The sequence below is a fragment of the Streptomyces sp. NBC_01261 genome (assembly GCF_036226385.1).
GTDB lineage: Bacteria > Actinomycetota > Actinomycetes > Streptomycetales > Streptomycetaceae > Streptomyces.
Window position 1 is genome coordinate 4,595,128 of the sequence record NZ_CP108463.1, and the last position, 16,668, is coordinate 4,611,795.

The 16,668-nt window shown below is 69.4% G+C and carries 19 protein-coding genes and 1 pseudogene; 14 read left to right on the forward strand and 6 right to left on the reverse strand.

What is annotated here, in order from left to right:
• The first annotated feature begins 75 nt into the window (after positions 1–75).
• The 3 genes from OG226_RS19835 to OG226_RS19845 all read left to right on the forward strand — a co-directional run bounded on the left by OG226_RS19835 (position 76) and on the right by OG226_RS19845 (position 1,509).
• Positions 76–573, forward strand: a complete 498-nt coding sequence (locus OG226_RS19835; protein WP_033285243.1) for a MarR family winged helix-turn-helix transcriptional regulator — start codon at positions 76–78, stop codon at positions 571–573.
• A 149-nt stretch (positions 574–722) separates the two neighbouring features.
• Positions 723–1,226 carry a sigma factor-like helix-turn-helix DNA-binding protein gene (locus tag OG226_RS19840; protein ID WP_328679642.1) on the forward strand — a complete coding sequence of 168 codons (504 nt, stop codon included), beginning with the start codon at positions 723–725 and terminating at the stop codon, positions 1,224–1,226.
• Positions 1,227–1,260: 34 nt separating this feature from the next.
• On the forward strand, positions 1,261–1,509 hold the full coding sequence (locus OG226_RS19845; protein ID WP_328679644.1) for a hypothetical protein: 249 nt from the start codon (positions 1,261–1,263) through the stop codon (positions 1,507–1,509).
• A 13-nt stretch (positions 1,510–1,522) separates the two neighbouring features.
• Here the strand turns inward: OG226_RS19845 and OG226_RS19850 are convergent, their stop codons facing one another.
• Positions 1,523–2,677: a cystathionine gamma-synthase gene (locus OG226_RS19850; protein ID WP_328679646.1), complete on the reverse strand. Its 1,155-nt coding sequence runs from the start codon at positions 2,675–2,677 to the stop codon at positions 1,523–1,525.
• Positions 2,678–2,818: 141 nt separating this feature from the next.
• Between OG226_RS19850 and OG226_RS19855 the strand changes: the two genes are divergently transcribed.
• The 4 genes and pseudogenes from OG226_RS19855 to OG226_RS19870 form a co-directional block, all read left to right on the forward strand.
• Positions 2,819–3,937 (forward strand): hypothetical protein, encoded by a 1,119-nt coding sequence (locus tag OG226_RS19855; protein ID WP_328679648.1) that lies wholly within the window; start codon positions 2,819–2,821, stop codon positions 3,935–3,937.
• Positions 3,938–4,104: 167 nt separating this feature from the next.
• Complete coding sequence (msrA, locus tag OG226_RS19860; RefSeq protein WP_328679651.1) at positions 4,105–4,773, forward strand: peptide-methionine (S)-S-oxide reductase MsrA; 669 nt, start codon at positions 4,105–4,107, stop codon at positions 4,771–4,773.
• Positions 4,766–5,215: a DUF4304 domain-containing protein gene (locus OG226_RS19865; RefSeq protein WP_328679653.1), complete on the forward strand. Its 450-nt coding sequence runs from the start codon at positions 4,766–4,768 to the stop codon at positions 5,213–5,215. Before msrA (OG226_RS19860) ends, OG226_RS19865 begins: the two co-directional genes overlap by 8 nt.
• Before the next feature lie 147 nt (positions 5,216–5,362).
• Positions 5,363–5,518: pseudogene (locus OG226_RS19870) on the forward strand (DUF4291 family protein); the annotation flags it as partial.
• A 164-nt stretch (positions 5,519–5,682) separates the two neighbouring features.
• On the opposite strand, the gene OG226_RS19875 reads toward OG226_RS19870, so the two are convergent.
• Together OG226_RS19875 and OG226_RS19880 are read right to left on the reverse strand one after the other, a co-directional pair.
• Positions 5,683–6,306: a hypothetical protein gene (locus OG226_RS19875; protein ID WP_329349620.1), complete on the reverse strand. Its 624-nt coding sequence runs from the start codon at positions 6,304–6,306 to the stop codon at positions 5,683–5,685.
• 739 nt (positions 6,307–7,045) lie between these two features.
• Positions 7,046–7,990 carry a hypothetical protein gene (locus tag OG226_RS19880; protein WP_329349621.1) on the reverse strand — a complete coding sequence of 315 codons (945 nt, stop codon included), beginning with the start codon at positions 7,988–7,990 and terminating at the stop codon, positions 7,046–7,048.
• Positions 7,991–8,177: 187 nt separating this feature from the next.
• Here OG226_RS19880 and OG226_RS19885 point away from each other — a divergent pair, with 187 nt between their 5' ends.
• From OG226_RS19885 to OG226_RS19905, 5 genes are all read left to right on the forward strand, one after another.
• On the forward strand, positions 8,178–8,690 hold the full coding sequence (locus OG226_RS19885) for a DUF4291 domain-containing protein (RefSeq protein ID WP_329353440.1): 513 nt from the start codon (positions 8,178–8,180) through the stop codon (positions 8,688–8,690).
• Between the two features lie 3 nt (positions 8,691–8,693).
• The gene (locus tag OG226_RS19890) at positions 8,694–9,299 is read left to right on the forward strand and encodes a DUF3885 domain-containing protein (protein ID WP_328679661.1); all 606 of its coding nucleotides are present in this window, start codon (positions 8,694–8,696) and stop codon (positions 9,297–9,299) included.
• A 44-nt stretch (positions 9,300–9,343) separates the two neighbouring features.
• Positions 9,344–10,444 (forward strand): threonine ammonia-lyase, encoded by a 1,101-nt coding sequence (locus OG226_RS19895; RefSeq protein WP_328679662.1) that lies wholly within the window; start codon positions 9,344–9,346, stop codon positions 10,442–10,444.
• An 84-nt stretch (positions 10,445–10,528) separates the two neighbouring features.
• On the forward strand, positions 10,529–10,837 hold the full coding sequence (locus OG226_RS19900) for a hypothetical protein (protein ID WP_329349622.1): 309 nt from the start codon (positions 10,529–10,531) through the stop codon (positions 10,835–10,837).
• A gap of 214 nt (positions 10,838–11,051) precedes the next feature.
• On the forward strand, positions 11,052–11,993 hold the full coding sequence (locus OG226_RS19905; protein ID WP_329353442.1) for a DUF5829 family protein: 942 nt from the start codon (positions 11,052–11,054) through the stop codon (positions 11,991–11,993).
• Between the two features lie 92 nt (positions 11,994–12,085).
• Here OG226_RS19905 and msrA (OG226_RS19910) read toward each other — a convergent pair whose 3' ends face one another.
• Entirely contained in the window at positions 12,086–12,598 is a 513-nt protein-coding gene (msrA, locus tag OG226_RS19910; protein WP_328679666.1) for a peptide-methionine (S)-S-oxide reductase MsrA, read from the reverse strand.
• A gap of 157 nt (positions 12,599–12,755) precedes the next feature.
• Positions 12,756–14,216, reverse strand: coding sequence for an amidase (locus OG226_RS19915; protein ID WP_329349623.1), 1,461 nt, complete (start codon positions 14,214–14,216; stop codon positions 12,756–12,758).
• A gap of 130 nt (positions 14,217–14,346) precedes the next feature.
• On the opposite strand from OG226_RS19915, the gene OG226_RS19920 reads away from it, so the two are divergent.
• Positions 14,347–15,108, forward strand: a complete 762-nt coding sequence (locus OG226_RS19920) for a hypothetical protein (RefSeq protein WP_329349624.1) — start codon at positions 14,347–14,349, stop codon at positions 15,106–15,108.
• Positions 15,109–15,115: 7 nt separating this feature from the next.
• On the opposite strand, the gene OG226_RS19925 is transcribed toward OG226_RS19920, so the two are convergent.
• Positions 15,116–15,511, reverse strand: coding sequence for a VOC family protein (locus OG226_RS19925; RefSeq protein WP_329349625.1), 396 nt, complete (start codon positions 15,509–15,511; stop codon positions 15,116–15,118).
• A 120-nt stretch (positions 15,512–15,631) separates the two neighbouring features.
• On the opposite strand from OG226_RS19925, the gene OG226_RS19930 reads away from it, so the two are divergent.
• Positions 15,632–16,654: an iron-siderophore ABC transporter substrate-binding protein gene (locus OG226_RS19930; RefSeq protein WP_329349626.1), complete on the forward strand. Its 1,023-nt coding sequence runs from the start codon at positions 15,632–15,634 to the stop codon at positions 16,652–16,654.
• Positions 16,655–16,668 lie beyond the last annotated feature (14 nt).

Below are 16,668 nucleotides of genomic sequence, written 5' to 3' on the forward strand. Positions count from 1 at the left end.
CATCCGCGTACCCTGTCCCCCAACCCAGCACCCCCTTCATGAAGCGAGCCCCCGGCCATGCCCACAACACCTGAAATGTCGATGGACATGACGACCGTCGGTGAACCCGGTCTCCTCGACACGCTGCAGCACGAGGTGGCGGTGTTCGCGCGCCGTGCCGAACAGACCCGGCTCGGCGGAGTCGGACAGGTGCGCAACTCCATGGACCGCGCCGCGTATCTGCTGCTCAACCGCCTGGACAAGGAAGGTCCGATGGGCGTCAAGGCGCTCGCCGCGAGCATGGGGATCGACTCCTCGACGGTCACTCGGCAGGTGGCGCCGCTCGTCGACACCGGGCTCGTGAAGCGCACCTCGCACCCCGAGGACGGCCGCGCGGTGGTGCTGCAGCTGTCCCCGCGCGGGCAGTCGCGACTGGAGGAAGTGCGGTCGTCCCGGCGTCAGTTGATGGACGAGCTGACACACGACTGGGCGCCGGAGGAGCGCGAGGTGTTCTGCGCGCTCCTCACCCGCTTCAACAGCGCCCTCTCCGCGCGGATGGCGGTCCCGGGCACCGAGACGCCGTCGGCTTCCTGAAGGACGCGGGGTCTTCACGGCTCGGCTTTCCGAAGGGTGCGGGCACACGCGCGTGGTGCCCGACTCTCCGCCTTTCGTACCGAACTCTTGACCTCGCGTCGGCCCTGGCCTCAGATGAGACCGGGTCCTTCAGGGGGTGAGGCTGCGCGGTGCGAGAACGGCAGGTGTCCCAAGGCGCCCGCCGGGCCCGGGAGTTCGAGGCGTTCGTCGCGGGCGCGGCAGGGCGGCTGCTGCATGCCGCCACGCTGCTGACCGCGGAGGCACCGGACGACAACCCGCGCGCGCGGCGCCTGTTGACGCTGTCCCTGGCACACACGTACGCGTGCTGGGACCGGCTGCGCGGCGAGGACCCGTACGACCGCGCCCGCCAGTACCTGGCCACCCGTTTCGCCCGCGCCGCCTGGCACCAGTACGGCGGCCTCGGCCGCAGCCGCCCCCACCCCGACAGCCCGCTGGGCGCGCTCGTGCCCCAGGAGCGGCTGATCCTCGTCCTCAGGCTGTACGAGGGGGTCGCCGAGGAACAGGCCGCCGCACTGCTCGGCCTCCCCACGGAGCGGGTCCGGACGATCTGCGAGCGGGCGACGGCGACGCTGCTGCACCCGCCGCGCGGTCCGGCACCGAAGGTGGGCGGCGCCAAGGTGGTGCCGTCGTGAGACCCGGGAAGCCGTGGAGCGGGGGTACGCGCGCGTGAACAGGCCCGAGCGGGAAGCGGCCGTACGGCGGATCATGGATCGGACTCCGCCGCAGGTGCCGCCGGAGCTGTACGCGGAGGTCGTGCGGCGCGGCGGCCGGATGCTGCGCCGCAGACGGGCCGCCCGGCGGCTGATGTGGGTGCTGCTGTGGACGGCGGTCGTGACGTTCACCGTGTGGGCGCTGATGGTCCATCCCTGGGTGGAGCCGCCGTCGGAGACGACCCCACCCCTGACGGGTTGGTGAGACGGGCCGCGGGTCAGCCCAGGGCCTGCTGCAGGTCCTCCAGGAGGTCCTGCACGTTCTCGATGCCCACGGAGAGGCGTACGAGGTCGCCGGGGACCTCCAGGGCCGAACCGACCACGGACGCGTGCGTCATGCGCCCCGGGTGCTCGATCAGCGACTCGACGCCGCCCAGGGACTCGCCGAGCGTGAACACCTTGGCGCGGTTGCAGACCTCGACGGCCGCTTCCTCGCCGCCCTCGACCTGGAAGGAGATCATGCCGCCGAAGGCCCGCATCTGCTTGGCGGCGACCTCGTGACCGGGGTGCTCCGGGAGGCCCGGGTAGAGAACGCGCGTCACGCGTGCGTGCCGGGTGAGCATCTCGGCGATCTTGGTGGCGTTCTCGCTGTGCCGGTCCATGCGCACCGACAGCGTCTTGGCGCCGCGCAGCACCAGCCAGGAGTCGAAGGGTCCGGCGACCGCGCCCATAGCGTTCTGGTGGTACGCCAGCTCCTCGCCGAGCGCCTCGTCGGCCGCGATCAGCGCGCCGCCGACCACGTCCGAGTGACCGCCCATGTACTTGGTCAGGGAGTGCACGACGACGTCCGCGCCGAGGGCCAGCGGCTGCTGGAGGTACGGGGTCGCGAAGGTGTTGTCGACGACGAGCTTCGCGCCCGCGTCCCGGGCGATCTGCGCGACGACCGCGATGTCGGTGATGCCGAGCAGCGGGTTCGAGGGGGTCTCCACCCAGACCACCTTGGTCTTCGGGGTGATGGCCGCCCGTACCGACGCCGGGTCGCTGGTGTCGGCGACCGACCACTCGACGCCCCATCGGGAGACGACCTTCGCGAAGAGACGGAACGTGCCGCCGTACGCGTCGTTCGGGATGACGACGTGGTCGCCGGGGCTGAGCAGCGTACGCAACAGGCAGTCCTCGGCCGCCAGTCCGGACGCGAACGCGAGGCCGCGGCGGCCGCCCTCCAGGGCGGCGAGGTTCTCTTCCAGGGCGGTCCTGGTGGGGTTGGCGCTACGGCTGTACTCGTAGCCGCCGCGCAGACCGCCGACGCCGTCCTGCTTGTAGGTCGAGACCTGGTAGATCGGCGGGACGACCGCGCCGGTCAGGGGATCCGCGGTGTTGCCCGCGTGGATCGCGAGGGTCTCGAAGTGCTGACTGATGTGCCTGTCGCTCATGAGCCCCGAGCGTAGTGCGCCTGCGGGGTGGACGACGATCCGGAGGTTTTCCACAGGGCCGCGGGGCGGGCTGGGGGGAGTTTTCCACAGGGCGGCGGACCGGGTTGGCCAATTGTCGGACGCGTCTGGTTCGCTTGTGGCATGGAGATTCTCTGGGTCCTGATGGCGCTGGTCATGCTGGGCTTCGTGCTGGTCCCGTTCCTGCGGCGCAGGCGCGGGGCGATCGAGCAGGTCTCGCCGGGCCACCCGGACGCCGCGGACCCGGCGACCTACGGCTTCGTGCGCGAGGAGGAGCTGGACATCCGCATGCCCGGCCCCGACCAGGACCTGCTGGACGTCCTCGACCTGGTGCAGCGCACGCAGGACTACCGCGCGGCGATGCAGTTGCTGGCCGGCACCGAGATCACGGGCGAGCTGCGCTGGCAACGAGTGCAGGCCTTCGCGGGGGCAGCGTCGCTGGAACTGCAGCAGCGGCCCGGCGGGGTCAGCGAGACGCCGGGCGGGCAGTGGCTGCGGGTGTGGCGGCTGGAGCACCCGAAGGACGCGGGCGGCGCGGCCGTCCACGCGGAGTTCCTGGTGCAGCAGGCGTGGCGTACGTCGACGCGGGGGACGGACGAGTTCCGGATCATCATGGAGGAGGCGCGGGACGCCTGCGGGCAGGCGGCGCTCCTCTCCCCGGGTGACCCGGTGCCGTACATCGTCGAGCTGTCGGTGGCGCGCGGACTGACGTATCCGCAGCCGGAGTTCGAGCAGCTGTGGCTGAGGATCCTGGACCGCGCGCCGGCACACATGGGGGCGCATCTGGCGGCGCTGCACTACTGGTGCGAGAAGTGGCACGGTTCGCGCGAGCTGGCGAACTCGTTCGCGGAGGCGGCCGCCGCGCGTGCCCCGCAGGGCTCCCTGCTCGCCGCGATGCCGCTCTTCGCGGTCTTCGAGCACCTCCCCGAGGTGAACCTCGTGAACAGCTTCTACCAGAGCGAGGTCGTGGAGAAGGCGATCCACGGCGCGCTCTTCGCGGTCCACGCGGCCCGCCCCGACGACCCGATGCTGGCGCACGTCCGCCATCTCCTGGTCTTCTTCCTGGTCCGCGCGGAGCGTTGGTCCGAGGCGATGAACCAGCTCATACACATCGACGGCCATGTCGGGGCGCTTCCCTGGACCCTGTCCCCGGACCCGGCGGCGGAGTTCGCGGTCTACCGGGCGCTGGCGGTGGCGGGGTACGAGGCGAACGGCGGGAGTCCGGCGAGCTTGCCGCACTGAGTGCCGGTCACCGACCGCCGGGTGCCGGGTGCCGAGCACCGGGGTGAGCGCTGAGTGCCGGGGCGGTCGTACACGAAACGGGTCGTACTGACAGGAAGGCGGAATTCTCGGCGGGGCTCGCCCGTTCAACGGGTGCGGACCCTCGTTGTGGCCCGATTGGAGATCGTATGTTCCTGCACAGCCGTACGCCCCAACTGCCAACCCCCGAACAGGCTTTGCAGGGCCGGCCGGAGCCGATGTTCACGGTCCCCGATCGGCACAGCGTTCTCGGCGGGCCGTTGCTCGGCCCGTACCCCGAGCACGTGCAGGTCGCCGACTTCGGAATGGGCTGCTTCTGGGGTGCGGAGCGCAAGTTCTGGCAGCTGCCGGTCGGCGTGTGGACGACGTTGGTCGGCTACCAGGGCGGTTACACGGAGAACCCCGCGTACGAGGAGGTCTGTTCGGGCCTGACCGGGCACACGGAGGTGGTCCGTGTGGTCTACGACCCGAAACTGATCTCGTACGAGAGGCTGCTGAAGACGTTCTGGGAGTCGCACAACCCGACCCAGGGCTTCCGCCAGGGCAACGACGTGGGCACGCAGTACCGTTCGGCGATCTACACCCACACTCCCGAGCAGGCGACCGCGGCGGAAGCGTCCCGGGTGGCCTACCAGCAGGTCCTCACGAGGTCGCGCTACGGCACGATCAGCACGGAGATACTCCCGGCGCGGGGGCGCGTGTTCTATCCGGCCGAGGGGTACCACCAGCAGTACCTCGACAAGAATCCGGCGGGCTACTGCGGGATCGGCGGGACCGGAGTGTCCTGCCCGATCGGCGTGGCGCCGTCCGATGGCTGACGGGTCCGCGCCCAGCGCGCAGCAGGCGTTCACCTCACTGATGCGCGCACGGATCGCTCCGGGGCTGCGCGCGCTCGGCTTCAAGGGTTCGGGGCAGACGTACGAACTGCCCCACCTCGAAACCTGGGCGCTCATCGGCTTCCAGAAGTCCGCGCACAACACGGCGGGGCAGGTCGAGTTCACCCTCAACGTCACCGTGGCCGACAAACTCGGCTGGGCCCAGGCCCGCCGACGCGAGCCACACCTGCCCGCCCGCCCCAGCCCGAACACCGTCTACGGCCCCGCCGCCTGGCACAGCCGCATAGGCCGGCTCCTCCCCGCGAACCGCGACACCTGGTGGACCATCTCGGCCACGACCGACCCCGAGCCGGTTGCCCGCGGGGTCATCAGTGCGGTGACGGAGTACGCGTTGCCTGCGATTCGGGAGCGGCGGCGTTCATGAGTGCGGAGCTGCTGGACAGCTGAGCCAGTTGAGCCGCTGGGCTGCTGGCTGCTGGACCAGTGAGCTGCTGAGCTGACACGCGAGCGGTGCTGCGGCCGGTCGAAACCCGGTGGCTTCGTGAACCGCTCGGCCCCCACCCTGTACGCCATGGAAGAACCGCGGCGCGGAATCCGTGCGGTGCACTCGGAGTCCACGATCACCGTCTACCAGGCATATCCCCCGGAGATCGGCCTGCCCGCCGCCCGCGAGGGGCGCTTCCCGGCTGTGTGGAAGCGGGACCGGATGACATGGGTCATCAAGCCGCGTTCACAGACCACATCTATGCTGCCGGCGGCGCGACCGGGAGGGCTCGCGGGTTGCTGGCCGACCCGTTGAGCGGATCAGTTGGACGCCTGAACGACAGCGGGAGGCTCGCGAGCGGGTCTGACAGGGTTCCCTTGCGTTGTGGGGGGACGGGCTTCAGGCAGTCAGTCGAAGGCAACGACCAGGCGAACACCTTCGTCGCCGAAGCGGCCTGCCAGGGCCTTCATCACAGCGAAGACATGCGGCCAGTGAGTCTCAGGCCCCAGGACCGCGCCGACCGTCAACGGCTCGTAGGCGCAGGTCAGTTCGCCGGTAACCCACTCCACGCGTTCCGTCGCGTCGCGCAGGTCGGTTGGTGGTTCACCCACCACGGACAGGGCCTCAAGCAGCCGCGAGTCGGAAACCGGATGCTGATGCAGGATCGATGGCAGTGCCTTCGTGCGCCACATCAGCCGGCCGTTGAATTCATGCGGGGTTGCCGTGAGATCGATCGAGGCCAGCTCCGCCCAGCTGACCCAACTCGCGCTGTGCAGACCGTCCGATGCGCCCCAAGGACCCAACTGCGAGCGCATCCCGCCCGACAGATCGACGGGAAGGCCACGGTCCGGTGCAAGGGGCTGGAAGCCCATGTAGTTGCGTACTCCGAAGAGACAACCGAAGGCCGCGTAGTCGGTCTCGTCGTACAGCGGCCAGAGATCCATGGCGGCCACCCATGGCTCACCGTCGTAGTAGTCGGTACCGACGCCGGGATGGCGAAACTCGATGCCGCCATGGATATCTGTGCTCACGGCGCCGCACCCTAACAGCGCTCGCCCGGACGAACGCGAACAGCGCCGGTCAGCAGCGGAGGCGGGCCATGTCCCCATCGACGCGCAGGATGCAGTCTCTGAAGCAACCCATCGGCGCTCCCCCGTCCGACGGGTGCAGGGTCAGTCCCAGAGCCATCAGGGGGCGGATTGCCTCCGCATTCCGACTTCCGTCCGGATCAGGCCCCTGCACTGCCGCCCACGCCTCGAACAGCGCGCTGACACCCTCCCAGCCCGGTCCGGGCACGAAATGGCACAAGAACGTAGGCTGATCGATCCCGTACTCGCGGAGCTCACCGACCCGAACGTCCCCGTGCATCAGCCACCACACCTTGGTCACTCCGAGCCCCTCCCGGTGTCTGGCTCCAAAAGCACGCTACCGCCGTTCACTGGCACCCGGGCTGCGAGAACCAGCCCTCCACGCAGCGCAGTGCTGTTGCGTCGGATCAAAAGGGACTATGGGCGTGGCTTGACCTGGGCGGCTCGGCAAACACCACGGCCAAGCGGACGCCGCCATCACCGCAGCGGCCGGCCAGAGCCTTCCTCACAGCGAGGAGATGTGGCCAGTGGTTTCAGAACCCCAGGACAGTGCCGACCGTCAGCGGTCCGTAAGTGCACATCACTTCACCAGTGATCCACTCCACGCGACCCATCGAACAATCCAGGCCGCTCGGTCCCACTGATCGAGCGTGCATGGTGCTGGTCTGGCGTCAGTTGCGTTCTACTGAGTCAAGGCTGCGGCTGTGGCCAGCGCTCCAGGTCGGGCCGGCTGTGCCTGGCACGAGGTAGCCCACTCGCTCAGGGCGTCCCCCAGCTCGTTCGAGAGCTTGGCCAGGTAATCGTCGGGATTGTCGGCCGCGGTTCTCGCAGCTGCTTGCAGACTCTCGATCGTCACCATCTCCATCTTCGGACCATGCACGAATTGCTTGACGCCGAAGTCGTCCAGCCGCCCAATGATCTTTCCGATGAACTTGCCGATGCATCCTTTGACCTCTGGGGTGGGATCCCCATCCCAGATCGCGTAGAGACGAACTGCCACCGATCGCAGAGCTCCCTCCTCGGCTGGACCGGACATGGTCATTCTCACCAAGGCTTCGACGATCAGTAGTTTCGTTTTTGGACTGAACGTCGGATCCCAGCAACCGTCCACCGCACGGGGCCAGTGCAGGGAGTTACAGGTGTGGAGTCTGGTCGCATTTCGGCACAGCAGTTCTGCGGCGACAAGCCGTGCGCTGGTCGAGGCAGAACGGAGGGCCTCATCGATCACGAGAATGGCTGTTTCGTGCGAGACCTTTGACAACCTTTGATCTCCACTCGGAGGCTCAGGTTGGCTCCCATCCGGGTCGCAGGACCACAGATCGACAAGGAGAACCACCGCAAGTTCCGCCTGATCAAGCTTTGTGAGAGCCAAGAGCCCCGAGGCCAGTGCTGCTGGGTGCGCGGAACCAGAATCACGGGGGGAGATGAGTTGCCCGGCACGCATCGCCGCGTCGAGCCGTAACTGCCGTTGCTGTTCGTCTTGTTCGTTCCCCAGCCGCCGTTCCGTCTGGAGGTTGATGCTGTATCCAATCAGAGCTACCGATGCGGTGACCAGTACACCGATGTACGTCAGGACGGCTGCGAGCCGTGACGAATCACCCGTGCCCGGGAGTTGACCGCGCAGCAATATCGCAGGCAGAAAGAGCGCGGCGAAGATGGTGATCCACGACAGGACACTGATCGTCTTTGGTCTCTTACTGATGACGCGCCTCCACCTCTGAGGTCACGAGCTGCTCATGGTTCCTCATGATGGTGCGGACGAAATGTGATGCGCAGCCGAAGCTAGGAAATGCTCAGTTACATCGGCTGCTGAGATCACCCTCTCTCGCAGTCACCTTCAAAGGGTTCGTGAGCAAGGCTTGACATGGATCAAGCCGTCGTTCCTCTGGATGATGTACCGCTGCGGCTGGGGTGCGAAGGCGGGGCAGGAGACTGTCCTGGCTGTCGAGATCAGCCGTGGCGGTTTCGAGTGGGCGCTGCGGCACGCGTGTCTGTCGAGTTATGTCAGCGGGGTGCATCCCGACCGGGCCGCTTGGCAGCGTGAGTTGAAGCGGGCGCCCGCTCGCGTGCAGTGGGACCCAGAGCGGGATCTGCGCCTGCGACCGCTGCCGTACCGTGCCCTGCAAGTCGGTCTGTCCGGTGAGGCCGTGCGGCGCTACGCGGACGAGTGGACGGTCGCCATCCGGGACGTGACACCGCTCGCCCACGAGATCCGCGCCCTCGTCAGCGGAGGTGACCTGGACTCCGCCGCGCGACTGCTGCCCCGGGAACGCCCGTACCCGCTGGGAGTCGGACTGGACGGGCTCCCTGCCCACCTCCAGGGATGACGGATGAGCACTGCCGACGACGTATCGACGCTGCTCGCGGCGCTGTGGCGGGAACGGTGGCCGTCGGGTCCGCCGGTCGCGCACACGTTCCGCCGTACGTACGCGGACCGCTGGGTGCGGTTTCACAGCCTGCCCGGTTCGAAGCGGTATCCGGAATTCGAGGACGAGTACGCGATCCTGCTGCACCGGTACAACACCGTCCTCGACGAGTTGTTCGGGGGCGCGGAGGTGTTCGTGGTGACCGTGGACTGGTACTGGTCGGGCACATCCACCGAGCCCACCCGCCATCCGGAACCGCGCCGGACACTCCACCCCAGCGGCGTCCACTGGTGGACCGAGTCGGACGAGGACGACCCCGACCCGGAGTTCCGCACGCACACCCGCCTCTACGCCGACCGGCGCCCGTGGAAGCACGGTTGCGTCGACGAACCGCTGCGCGCCGTCGCGGACGACGCGCTCGCCGAAGTGTTCGTCACCGACACCGACCTTCAGCGCATCCACCACCCCTACGACGGCGGGGCGGACGTCATCCTCACCACGCCCGCGGAGCGGGACCGGCTTCGCGCGAAGCACGCCGGCCGGCTGTCCGGCCGGCCGTCCGGCCTCTGACGGGACAACCGGTGACCGCGCCGGTGGCGCTACGCTCCCCTGTCGTGCAGCAGACGCGTCTCGACACCGCTCGGATCCGGGCCGCTCGCCGGGTGATCGACCCGGTGTTTCTCGACACTCCGCTGTACCGCTGCGAGGCGTTGCAGCCCGGACTCGGGTGTGCGGTGAGTATCAAGCTGGAAACGGCGAACCCGGTGCGCAGTTTCAAGGGCCGCGGCACCGAGCTGGTCGCGAGTCTGCTCGCCGAGCACGGTCCGCGGGCCGTGGTGTGCGCCAGTGCGGGCAACCTCGGCCAGGCCCTCGCCTGGTCCGGTCGTGGCCGGGGGCTCGACGTGACCGTCGTAGCGTCCCGTTTCGCTACGGCGGCCAAGCTGGACCGCATTCGCGCGTTGGGTGCCGGGCTGGAACTGGTGGACGGGGACCACGAGTCGGCGCGCGAGCGGGCGGCGGACATCGCGCGGTACGAGGGCATCCGGCTGGTCGAGGACAGCCTGGACATCGAGACCTGCGAGGGCGCGGCGACCATCGGTCTGGAACTGGTGGAAGCACGTGAACAAGCGAAACAAGCGAAACAAGCGAAACAGGCGGGACTGGCGCTACAGGCGGAACAAGCGGGGCCGGCGGGGCTGGCGGGGCTGACGGACCACGCGGAAGTGGCCGGCACCGCGCCCCCCTTCGACGCCGTCCTGATCGCTCTCGGTGGCGGAGCGCTGGCCACCGGCGTAGGGCATGTGCTGAAAGCCCTGGAGCCCGGCGTCGAGGTGATCTGCGTCCAGCCGTCGGGCGCGCCGGCGATGACGCGCTCGTGGCGCGAACGGCGCGTCGTCACCACCGACTCGGCCGACACCATCGCCGACGGCGTCGCGGGCCGGCGCCCCATCCCGGCCGTCCTGGACGATCTCCTCCTGGTCGCCGACGACGCCGTCCTCGTTCAGGAGGCGTCGATCGTCGCCGGTATGCGGATGCTCCTCGACCACGCCGGCCTCGTCGTCGAACCGTCGGCCGCGCTCGGCATCGCGGCGATTCTGGAAGACCGTGACCGTTTCGCCGGCCGGCATGTGGTCACCATCGTGTGTGGCAGCAATGTCGACGGGGACGCCTATCGCCGTTGGATCGGCCCGACTGCCCTCCCCCACAAGGCCTGACCACCGCCCGCCCGCCGCTCACCGCGAACACCGCCTGCCAAGACGTACGGCGAGGACTCGGCGGGCGTCGTGAGAGGGTGCGGCGTGGTTCATCACTTGCGCTTCTTCTTCGAGGCCGGCGTAGACGTCCCGTTGTGGCCGGACGACATGGACAGCCCCTACGGCTACCCCTGCGAGCTGGAGCGCCTGCCGATCACCCCGGCACTCCAGGCCGATTTGGCGAGGCTGAGCGACTGGTACCAGTCGTCGATCGACTGGGACTACCCGCCGGACCCGTCCCCGTGGTCCGACGAGGAGTTGCTCCTGTTCACCCAGCAGGCGGACACCGCCCTGGAGTCGCTGCGCCGCGAATTGGGCGCGGGCTGGACGGTCCGGGACCAACGCCGGGGGTGACGCGCCGCGCGTCCGTCCCCTCCATGTCCCGCAGAATCCGAAGCCTGGCCTGATCCCGCAGAGTCCAAGGACTGCCTGGCCCGAACCCCCGGAGCTCAAGACCCGGCCCGTCAAAACGCCACGTGTCAAGCATTTCGACCCCGTTCAGAATGAACGGTGGCCGCGCCCGCCCCGACCTACGATCCGGAACATGCTGATTCGTCGCACACTACGGATGATCATCGTGCTCGCTGTGGCTCTCGCCGGAGCGATCGGGGGTGGAGTGGGGACGGCACAGGCCGAGGGGACCCGGGGCTCGGGCGGCTCGCACGATCGGCAGTTGCTGTTCTACAACCACTCCTACGGAGTCTTCGACCGGGAGACCGCCGACGCCATCGAGCACTCCGCCTACCTGCGGGAGTTCGCCAACTTCCAGGTCCGCACCACGACCGGCACCGGCGGCGAGACCTGGACCGGCCGCTATCTGATGGGCCGCGAGACCTACCTGGAACTGTTCGGAGTCGGTGACGTGCCCGGCCAGGACGGCACCCTCGGCTCCGCCGGACTCGGCCTCTCGGTCGAACACGCGGGCGACCTGGCGACGGTCAAGGAACGGCTGAAGGACGAGGGAGTCGCCCAACCCGTCGACTTCCTCCAGACCAAGGACTTCGGTGACGGCGTGCCCGTGCCGTGGTTCGACGCCGTGCTCACCGACACCCAGTACGACGCCTTCGGGGCCTGGGGGATGGAGTACCGGCCGGAGTACTTCGCCGATCCGCGCAGCAACACCGAGCCGGCGAGTTTCCCCGGTGACGTCGGCCGGGAGCGCTACCTCTCCGACGACTACCGCACCCACCTCCTGCGTGACGTGACCGCCGTCCGGATCGCGGTCACCCCGGGCGACCTCGCGGACACCGTGCCGCTGCTGCGGGCCGGCGGGTTCACCGTCCGGACGGTGACGGGCGGGGGTGTCGTCGCGGAGGGCGGCGGCACCACGATCCGGCTCGATGTCGCACCCCGCGAGCAAGCGGGATACCAGCAGGTCGACATGTCACTCAACCGGCCCGTGAAGGACCGGCACGTGGAGCGGATCGGCAACTCGACCCTCACCGTCGGCCCCGGCAGCCGTGCGGTGTGGACGTTCGCCAAGAACGGCACGAGCGGCACCACGCGCTAGCCAGAACGGCACCACCCGCCGGACAACAGTGCGGGCGCCCCCTCACGCAGGGGGCGCCCGCCTCCGGATGAGCTACGGCTCGCGCCTCGCCGTCAGCTGTCCGCGCGGGCCGGCAGTCGCCAACCCGGCCGCGGGAAGTGGCAGGTGTAGCCGTCCGGGTACCGCTGCAGGTAGTCCTGGTGCTCCGGCTCGGCCTCCCAGAAGGGGCCCACCGGCTCCACCTCGGTGACGACCTTGCCCGGCCACAGGCCCGACGCGTCCACGTCAGCGATCGTGTCCTCGGCCACGCGCTTCTGCTCGTCGTCGACGTAGTAGATCGCCGAGCGGTAGCTGAGGCCGATGTCGTTGCCCTGGCGGTTCCTGGTGCTCGGGTCGTGGATCTGGAAGAAGAACTCCAGGAGCGCGCGGTAGTCGGTCTGCTCCGGGTCGTAGAGGATCTCGATGGCCTCCGCGTGCGTGCCGTGGTTACGGTACGTCGCGTTCGGCACGTCTCCCCCGGTGTAGCCGACCCGGGTCGCCGTCACGCCCGGCAGTCGGCGGACCAGCTCCTCCATCCCCCAGAAGCATCCGCCCGCCAGCACGGCCCTCTGCGTCTGCGCAGCCATCGCGACCCTCCAATTTCCGTCAGCTCGATCACACGGGCAGTTCGGTCACTCGGCTCGTACGTCACCGGCATCCCTTACCCAGTCCTGTCAACGCATGAGGGCCCCGCGCGATTCCACGACCGGCCGATTCCGCGCCTGTCCGACCGGGCCCGGGCCCCTACACCGGCGCCTGGAAACCGCCGATCCGCTCCTCCAGCAGTTCCGCCAGCCGCAGCGGCGTCCGGTCCTCGAACATCGGCCCGACGATCTGCACCCCCACCGGCAGCCCCTCCGGCGACCGCCCCGCCGGTACGGCCGTGGCGGGCAGCCCGGGCATGGTGGGCACGCCCGCCCACACGAGCTGGTCGAAGTACGGGTGCGGTACGCCGTCGATGTCGAGCCGGCGTGCCAGCGGATCGGGGTCGTGGTCGTGCGGGAACGCGGGCGTGGGCGTCACGGGACACACCACGGCGTCGAACGCGCCGAAGAGCCGCCGCCAGCCGTGCCGGTGCAGCTCACGGCGGTTGTTCGCCTCGATCCAGTCCCGGTAGCTGAACACCATGCCGCGCAGCCGCGCCGCGTCGAGACTGTGATCGTCCGCGCTCAGCCCGGCGGCACGGGTGCGCAGCTCCTCGTACGCCTCGACGGGGAAACGTGCGACCGCGCCAGAGAACAGCAACTGCGTGTAGAGCAGGGCGGCTTCGGCCAGGTCGGGCAGCAGCGGACTCTGCCGTTCGACGCGGGCACCGGCTTCGGCGAGCGCGTCGGCGACCCGGTTCACACCCGCCCGTACCGCGGACCCGGTCGGGATGAACGGATGCTCGTCGAGGACCAGGACCCGGAAGTCGCCGAGCCGTTCGTGGCGCGCGGGCGGCAGCGTCACGTCGTACGCCACACCGAGCGTCAGCGGGTCCGGTCCGGCCATGACGTCGAGCAGGAGGGCGAGGTCGCGGGCGGTGCGCGCCATCGGGCCGGCGACGGCGAGGTCGAGTTCGACCGGCAGTACGGGCAGGTCCGGCGGGACCATGCCGCGGGTCGCCACCAGCCCGAGCGTCGGCTTGTGCGCGTAGACACCGCAGAAGTGCGCGGGGGTGCGCAACGAACCGGCGAGGTCGGACCCGATGGACAGCGCGCCGAACCCGGACGCCAGGGCCGCCGCCGATCCGCCGGAGGATCCGCCCGACGTACGGCCGTGATCCCAGGGGTTGTTGGTGGTGCCGTAGATCTCGTTGAAGCTCTGTATGTCCTGCAGCCCGAGCGGCACGTTGGTCTTGCCGAGCATGACCGCGCCCGCGGCCTTGAGCCGCGAGACCTGCACCGCGTCCTCGGCCGGCAGATGGCTCCGGTGCTGCGGCATGCCCCAGGTCGTGGGCAGTCCGGCGATGTCGTACGACTCCTTGACCGTCACCGGGATGCCGAGCAGCGGCCGGTCCTCACCGCGGGCGCGGGCCTGGTCGGCGGCGCGTGCGGCGGCCCGGGCACGGTCGAAGTCCGGCACGCAGACCGCGTTGACCGCCTTGTCGTGCTGTTCGATCCGGGTGATCGCCTCGTCGGTCAGTTCGGCCGAGGACACGTCACCGGCGCGCAGCGCGGCGGCGAGTTCTTCGGCCGTCGGGAAACTCCACAGGTTCGGCTCCATGGATCCGACCGTAACGACCACGCCGAGAAGCCACGAAATGCCGCTTCACGCAACGGAGTTGATGTGCCGACATGGCCCCGGGCGGCAAAAGCGTGTGACAGGCGTCGGACGGACGGGATGTGATGCGTCCATGAACGAGCCCAGCGAGCCCACCGGACCCGGCACCTTCCTGATCGGCGGCGGATGGGCCACCCCCGTCGTCTTCGAACCCTTCCTCCGTGCCGCGGGCGGGTCCGCCGGGTCCGCGCCCCGCATCGCCTGCGTGATCGTCGACGAAGGCGAGGGGGACGGGGAGCGTCAATTCGCCCGCTACGAGGGCGCATTGAGGAGTGCCGGTGACTGCACGCCCGTACCGGTGCTCGTGCCGATCGGCCACCGATTCGACGTCGAGGCGGCCCGTGACGTGGACGGGCTGCTCGTGTGCGGTGGGCTGACCCCCGCCTATCAGGACGCCTTCGCGGACTGCCTCGACCGGTTGCCGCGGGTGCTCGCCGAGCGGGGTGTCCCGTACGCCGGGTTCTCCGCCGGGGCCGCCCTCGCCGCGCGGTCGGCTGTCGTCGGGGGGTGGCTGCTCGACGGCGTAGCGGTGTGCCCGGAGGACACCGCCGAGGACCTGGACGAGATCGCCGTACGGGACGGGCTCGGGCTGGTGCCCTTTGCCGTGGACGCGCATGCGGCGCAGTGGGGGACGCTGCCTCGGCTCATCGCCGCCGTCACCCGGCACCGGCTCCCCCATGGCGTCGCCGTCGACGAGAACACGCTGGTCGAGGTGGCGGCGGACGGCCGCGCCCATGTCTCCGGGCTGGGGCGCGCGCACTCGGTACGGCCGTCGGCGGACGACGGCGTGCTCGTACGGTCCTACGGCGCGGGCGAGTCCTTCCCCGCTGCCTGAATCCGGATCAGCCTCCGCTCCCGTACGGCCGCGTCAGGATCTCCAGGACGTGTCCGTTCGGGTCGTCGAAGTAGACCCCACGGCCGCCGTCGTTCGTGTTGATCTCGCCCTCGCGGCGATGCGCCGGGTCCGCCCAGTACGTCAGCTCCGCCGCCCTGATCCGACCGAAGATCGCGTCGAAGTCGTCCTCGGAGACGAGGAACGCGTAGTGCTGCGGGGTGATCTCGGCGAAGCCGGAGCCGGGTTGGTCCATGTAGTCGAGGGTCACCCCGTTCGGGATCGCCACCGGGACGAACGGGCCGTACTGCGGGCTCACTTGGAGGCCCAGGAGGTCGGCGAGGAATCGGGCCGACGTGTGTTTGTCGTGCGCGGTGACGATGGTGTGGTTCAGCTGCACGGTCATCGTGTGGGCCTCCTCGTGCCCGGGCCGCCCCGACGGCAAGTTAAGGTAAGCCTTACCTTGCCGGATGTGATCGGAGAGACAGTGATAGTGCGTGCGTTCAGGAGGAAGGCTGTCACGGCGATGGTCGCCGTGTCCGCCGTCGGGGGGTTGCTGGCCGGGTGTTCGTCGTCCTCCGCCGACAACGATGCCGAGAAGACCGGCGACGGCTCGCAGAACAGGGTGATCGGCGCCTCCGAGGGCCCCGCCGCCGCGCCCAGCACGCTCGCGACCGGCATGGGTTCGGACACCGACACCGACGGCATCTTCCCCCGCACCGTCACGCACTTCGAGGGAAAGACGACGATCAAGTCGAAGCCCACGAAGATCGCCGTGCTCAGCACGGGACAGCTCGACGACCTGCTCTCCCTCGGTACCGTCCCGACCGCCACCACTCGCGCCGACAACGCCGGCCTCGTCCCCGACTACCTCGCGAGCGCCTTCCCGGCCGACAAGTCGAAGCTCGCCGCGATGACCGACGCGGGCACCCGCCAGGCGCCCAACCTGGAGACGCTCGCCGCCACCAAGCCCGACCTGATCCTTGCCAACGACTCACTCGGCGACCTCTATCCCAAGCTGTCGAAGATCGCGCCGACCGTCATCACCGCCGGCAACGGCATCAACTGGAAGCGCGACCTCCTCCTCGTCGGCGACGCGATCGGCAAGGGCCGGCAGGCGCAGAAGCTGCTCGACGGAATCGTCGAGGACGCGGGCGAGAAGGGCGAGGCACTGTCGAAGACCTCCGTGTCGATGCTGCGCTTCACACCGGGCCGGACCCGGATGTTCGGGGTCTCGTCCTTCACCGGTTCCATCGCCGTCGACATGGGCCTCGACCGGCCCAAGTCCCAGCAGTTCAAGGCCATTTCGGAGGACATCGGCGCCGAGAGCATCGACAAGGCCGACGGCGACTGGATCTTCTACTCCGTACAGGGCGACGCGTCCAAGACCGACGCGGGGAGCGTGCTGGCCGGTCCGCTCTGGAAGTCGATGAGCGCGGTCAGGGCCGGACACGCCGTCAAGGTCGACGACGACCCCTGGTACCTCAACGCCGGCCCGACCGCCGCCCGCCTCGTCGTCCTCCAACTCGCCGAGGACATCGGCAAGTAGCGGATCAGCAGAGA

Coding starts and splice junctions, on each gene's coding strand:
- OG226_RS19835 (WP_033285243.1), top strand. CDS start 76: ATGTCGATGGACATGACGACCGTCGGTGAACCCGGTCTCCTCGACACG.
- OG226_RS19850 (WP_328679646.1), bottom strand. CDS start 2,677: ATGAGCGACAGGCACATCAGTCAGCACTTCGAGACCCTCGCGATCCAC.
- OG226_RS19855 (WP_328679648.1), top strand. CDS start 2,819: ATGGAGATTCTCTGGGTCCTGATGGCGCTGGTCATGCTGGGCTTCGTG.
- msrA (WP_328679651.1), top strand. CDS start 4,105: ATGTTCCTGCACAGCCGTACGCCCCAACTGCCAACCCCCGAACAGGCT.
- OG226_RS19865 (WP_328679653.1), top strand. CDS start 4,766: ATGGCTGACGGGTCCGCGCCCAGCGCGCAGCAGGCGTTCACCTCACTG.
- OG226_RS19890 (WP_328679661.1), top strand. CDS start 8,694: ATGAGCACTGCCGACGACGTATCGACGCTGCTCGCGGCGCTGTGGCGG.
- OG226_RS19905 (WP_329353442.1), top strand. CDS start 11,052: ATGATCATCGTGCTCGCTGTGGCTCTCGCCGGAGCGATCGGGGGTGGA.
- msrA (WP_328679666.1), bottom strand. CDS start 12,598: ATGGCTGCGCAGACGCAGAGGGCCGTGCTGGCGGGCGGATGCTTCTGG.
- OG226_RS19915 (WP_329349623.1), bottom strand. CDS start 14,216: ATGGAGCCGAACCTGTGGAGTTTCCCGACGGCCGAAGAACTCGCCGCC.
- OG226_RS19920 (WP_329349624.1), top strand. CDS start 14,347: ATGAACGAGCCCAGCGAGCCCACCGGACCCGGCACCTTCCTGATCGGC.
- OG226_RS19925 (WP_329349625.1), bottom strand. CDS start 15,511: ATGACCGTGCAGCTGAACCACACCATCGTCACCGCGCACGACAAACAC.
- OG226_RS19930 (WP_329349626.1), top strand. CDS start 15,632: ATGGTCGCCGTGTCCGCCGTCGGGGGGTTGCTGGCCGGGTGTTCGTCG.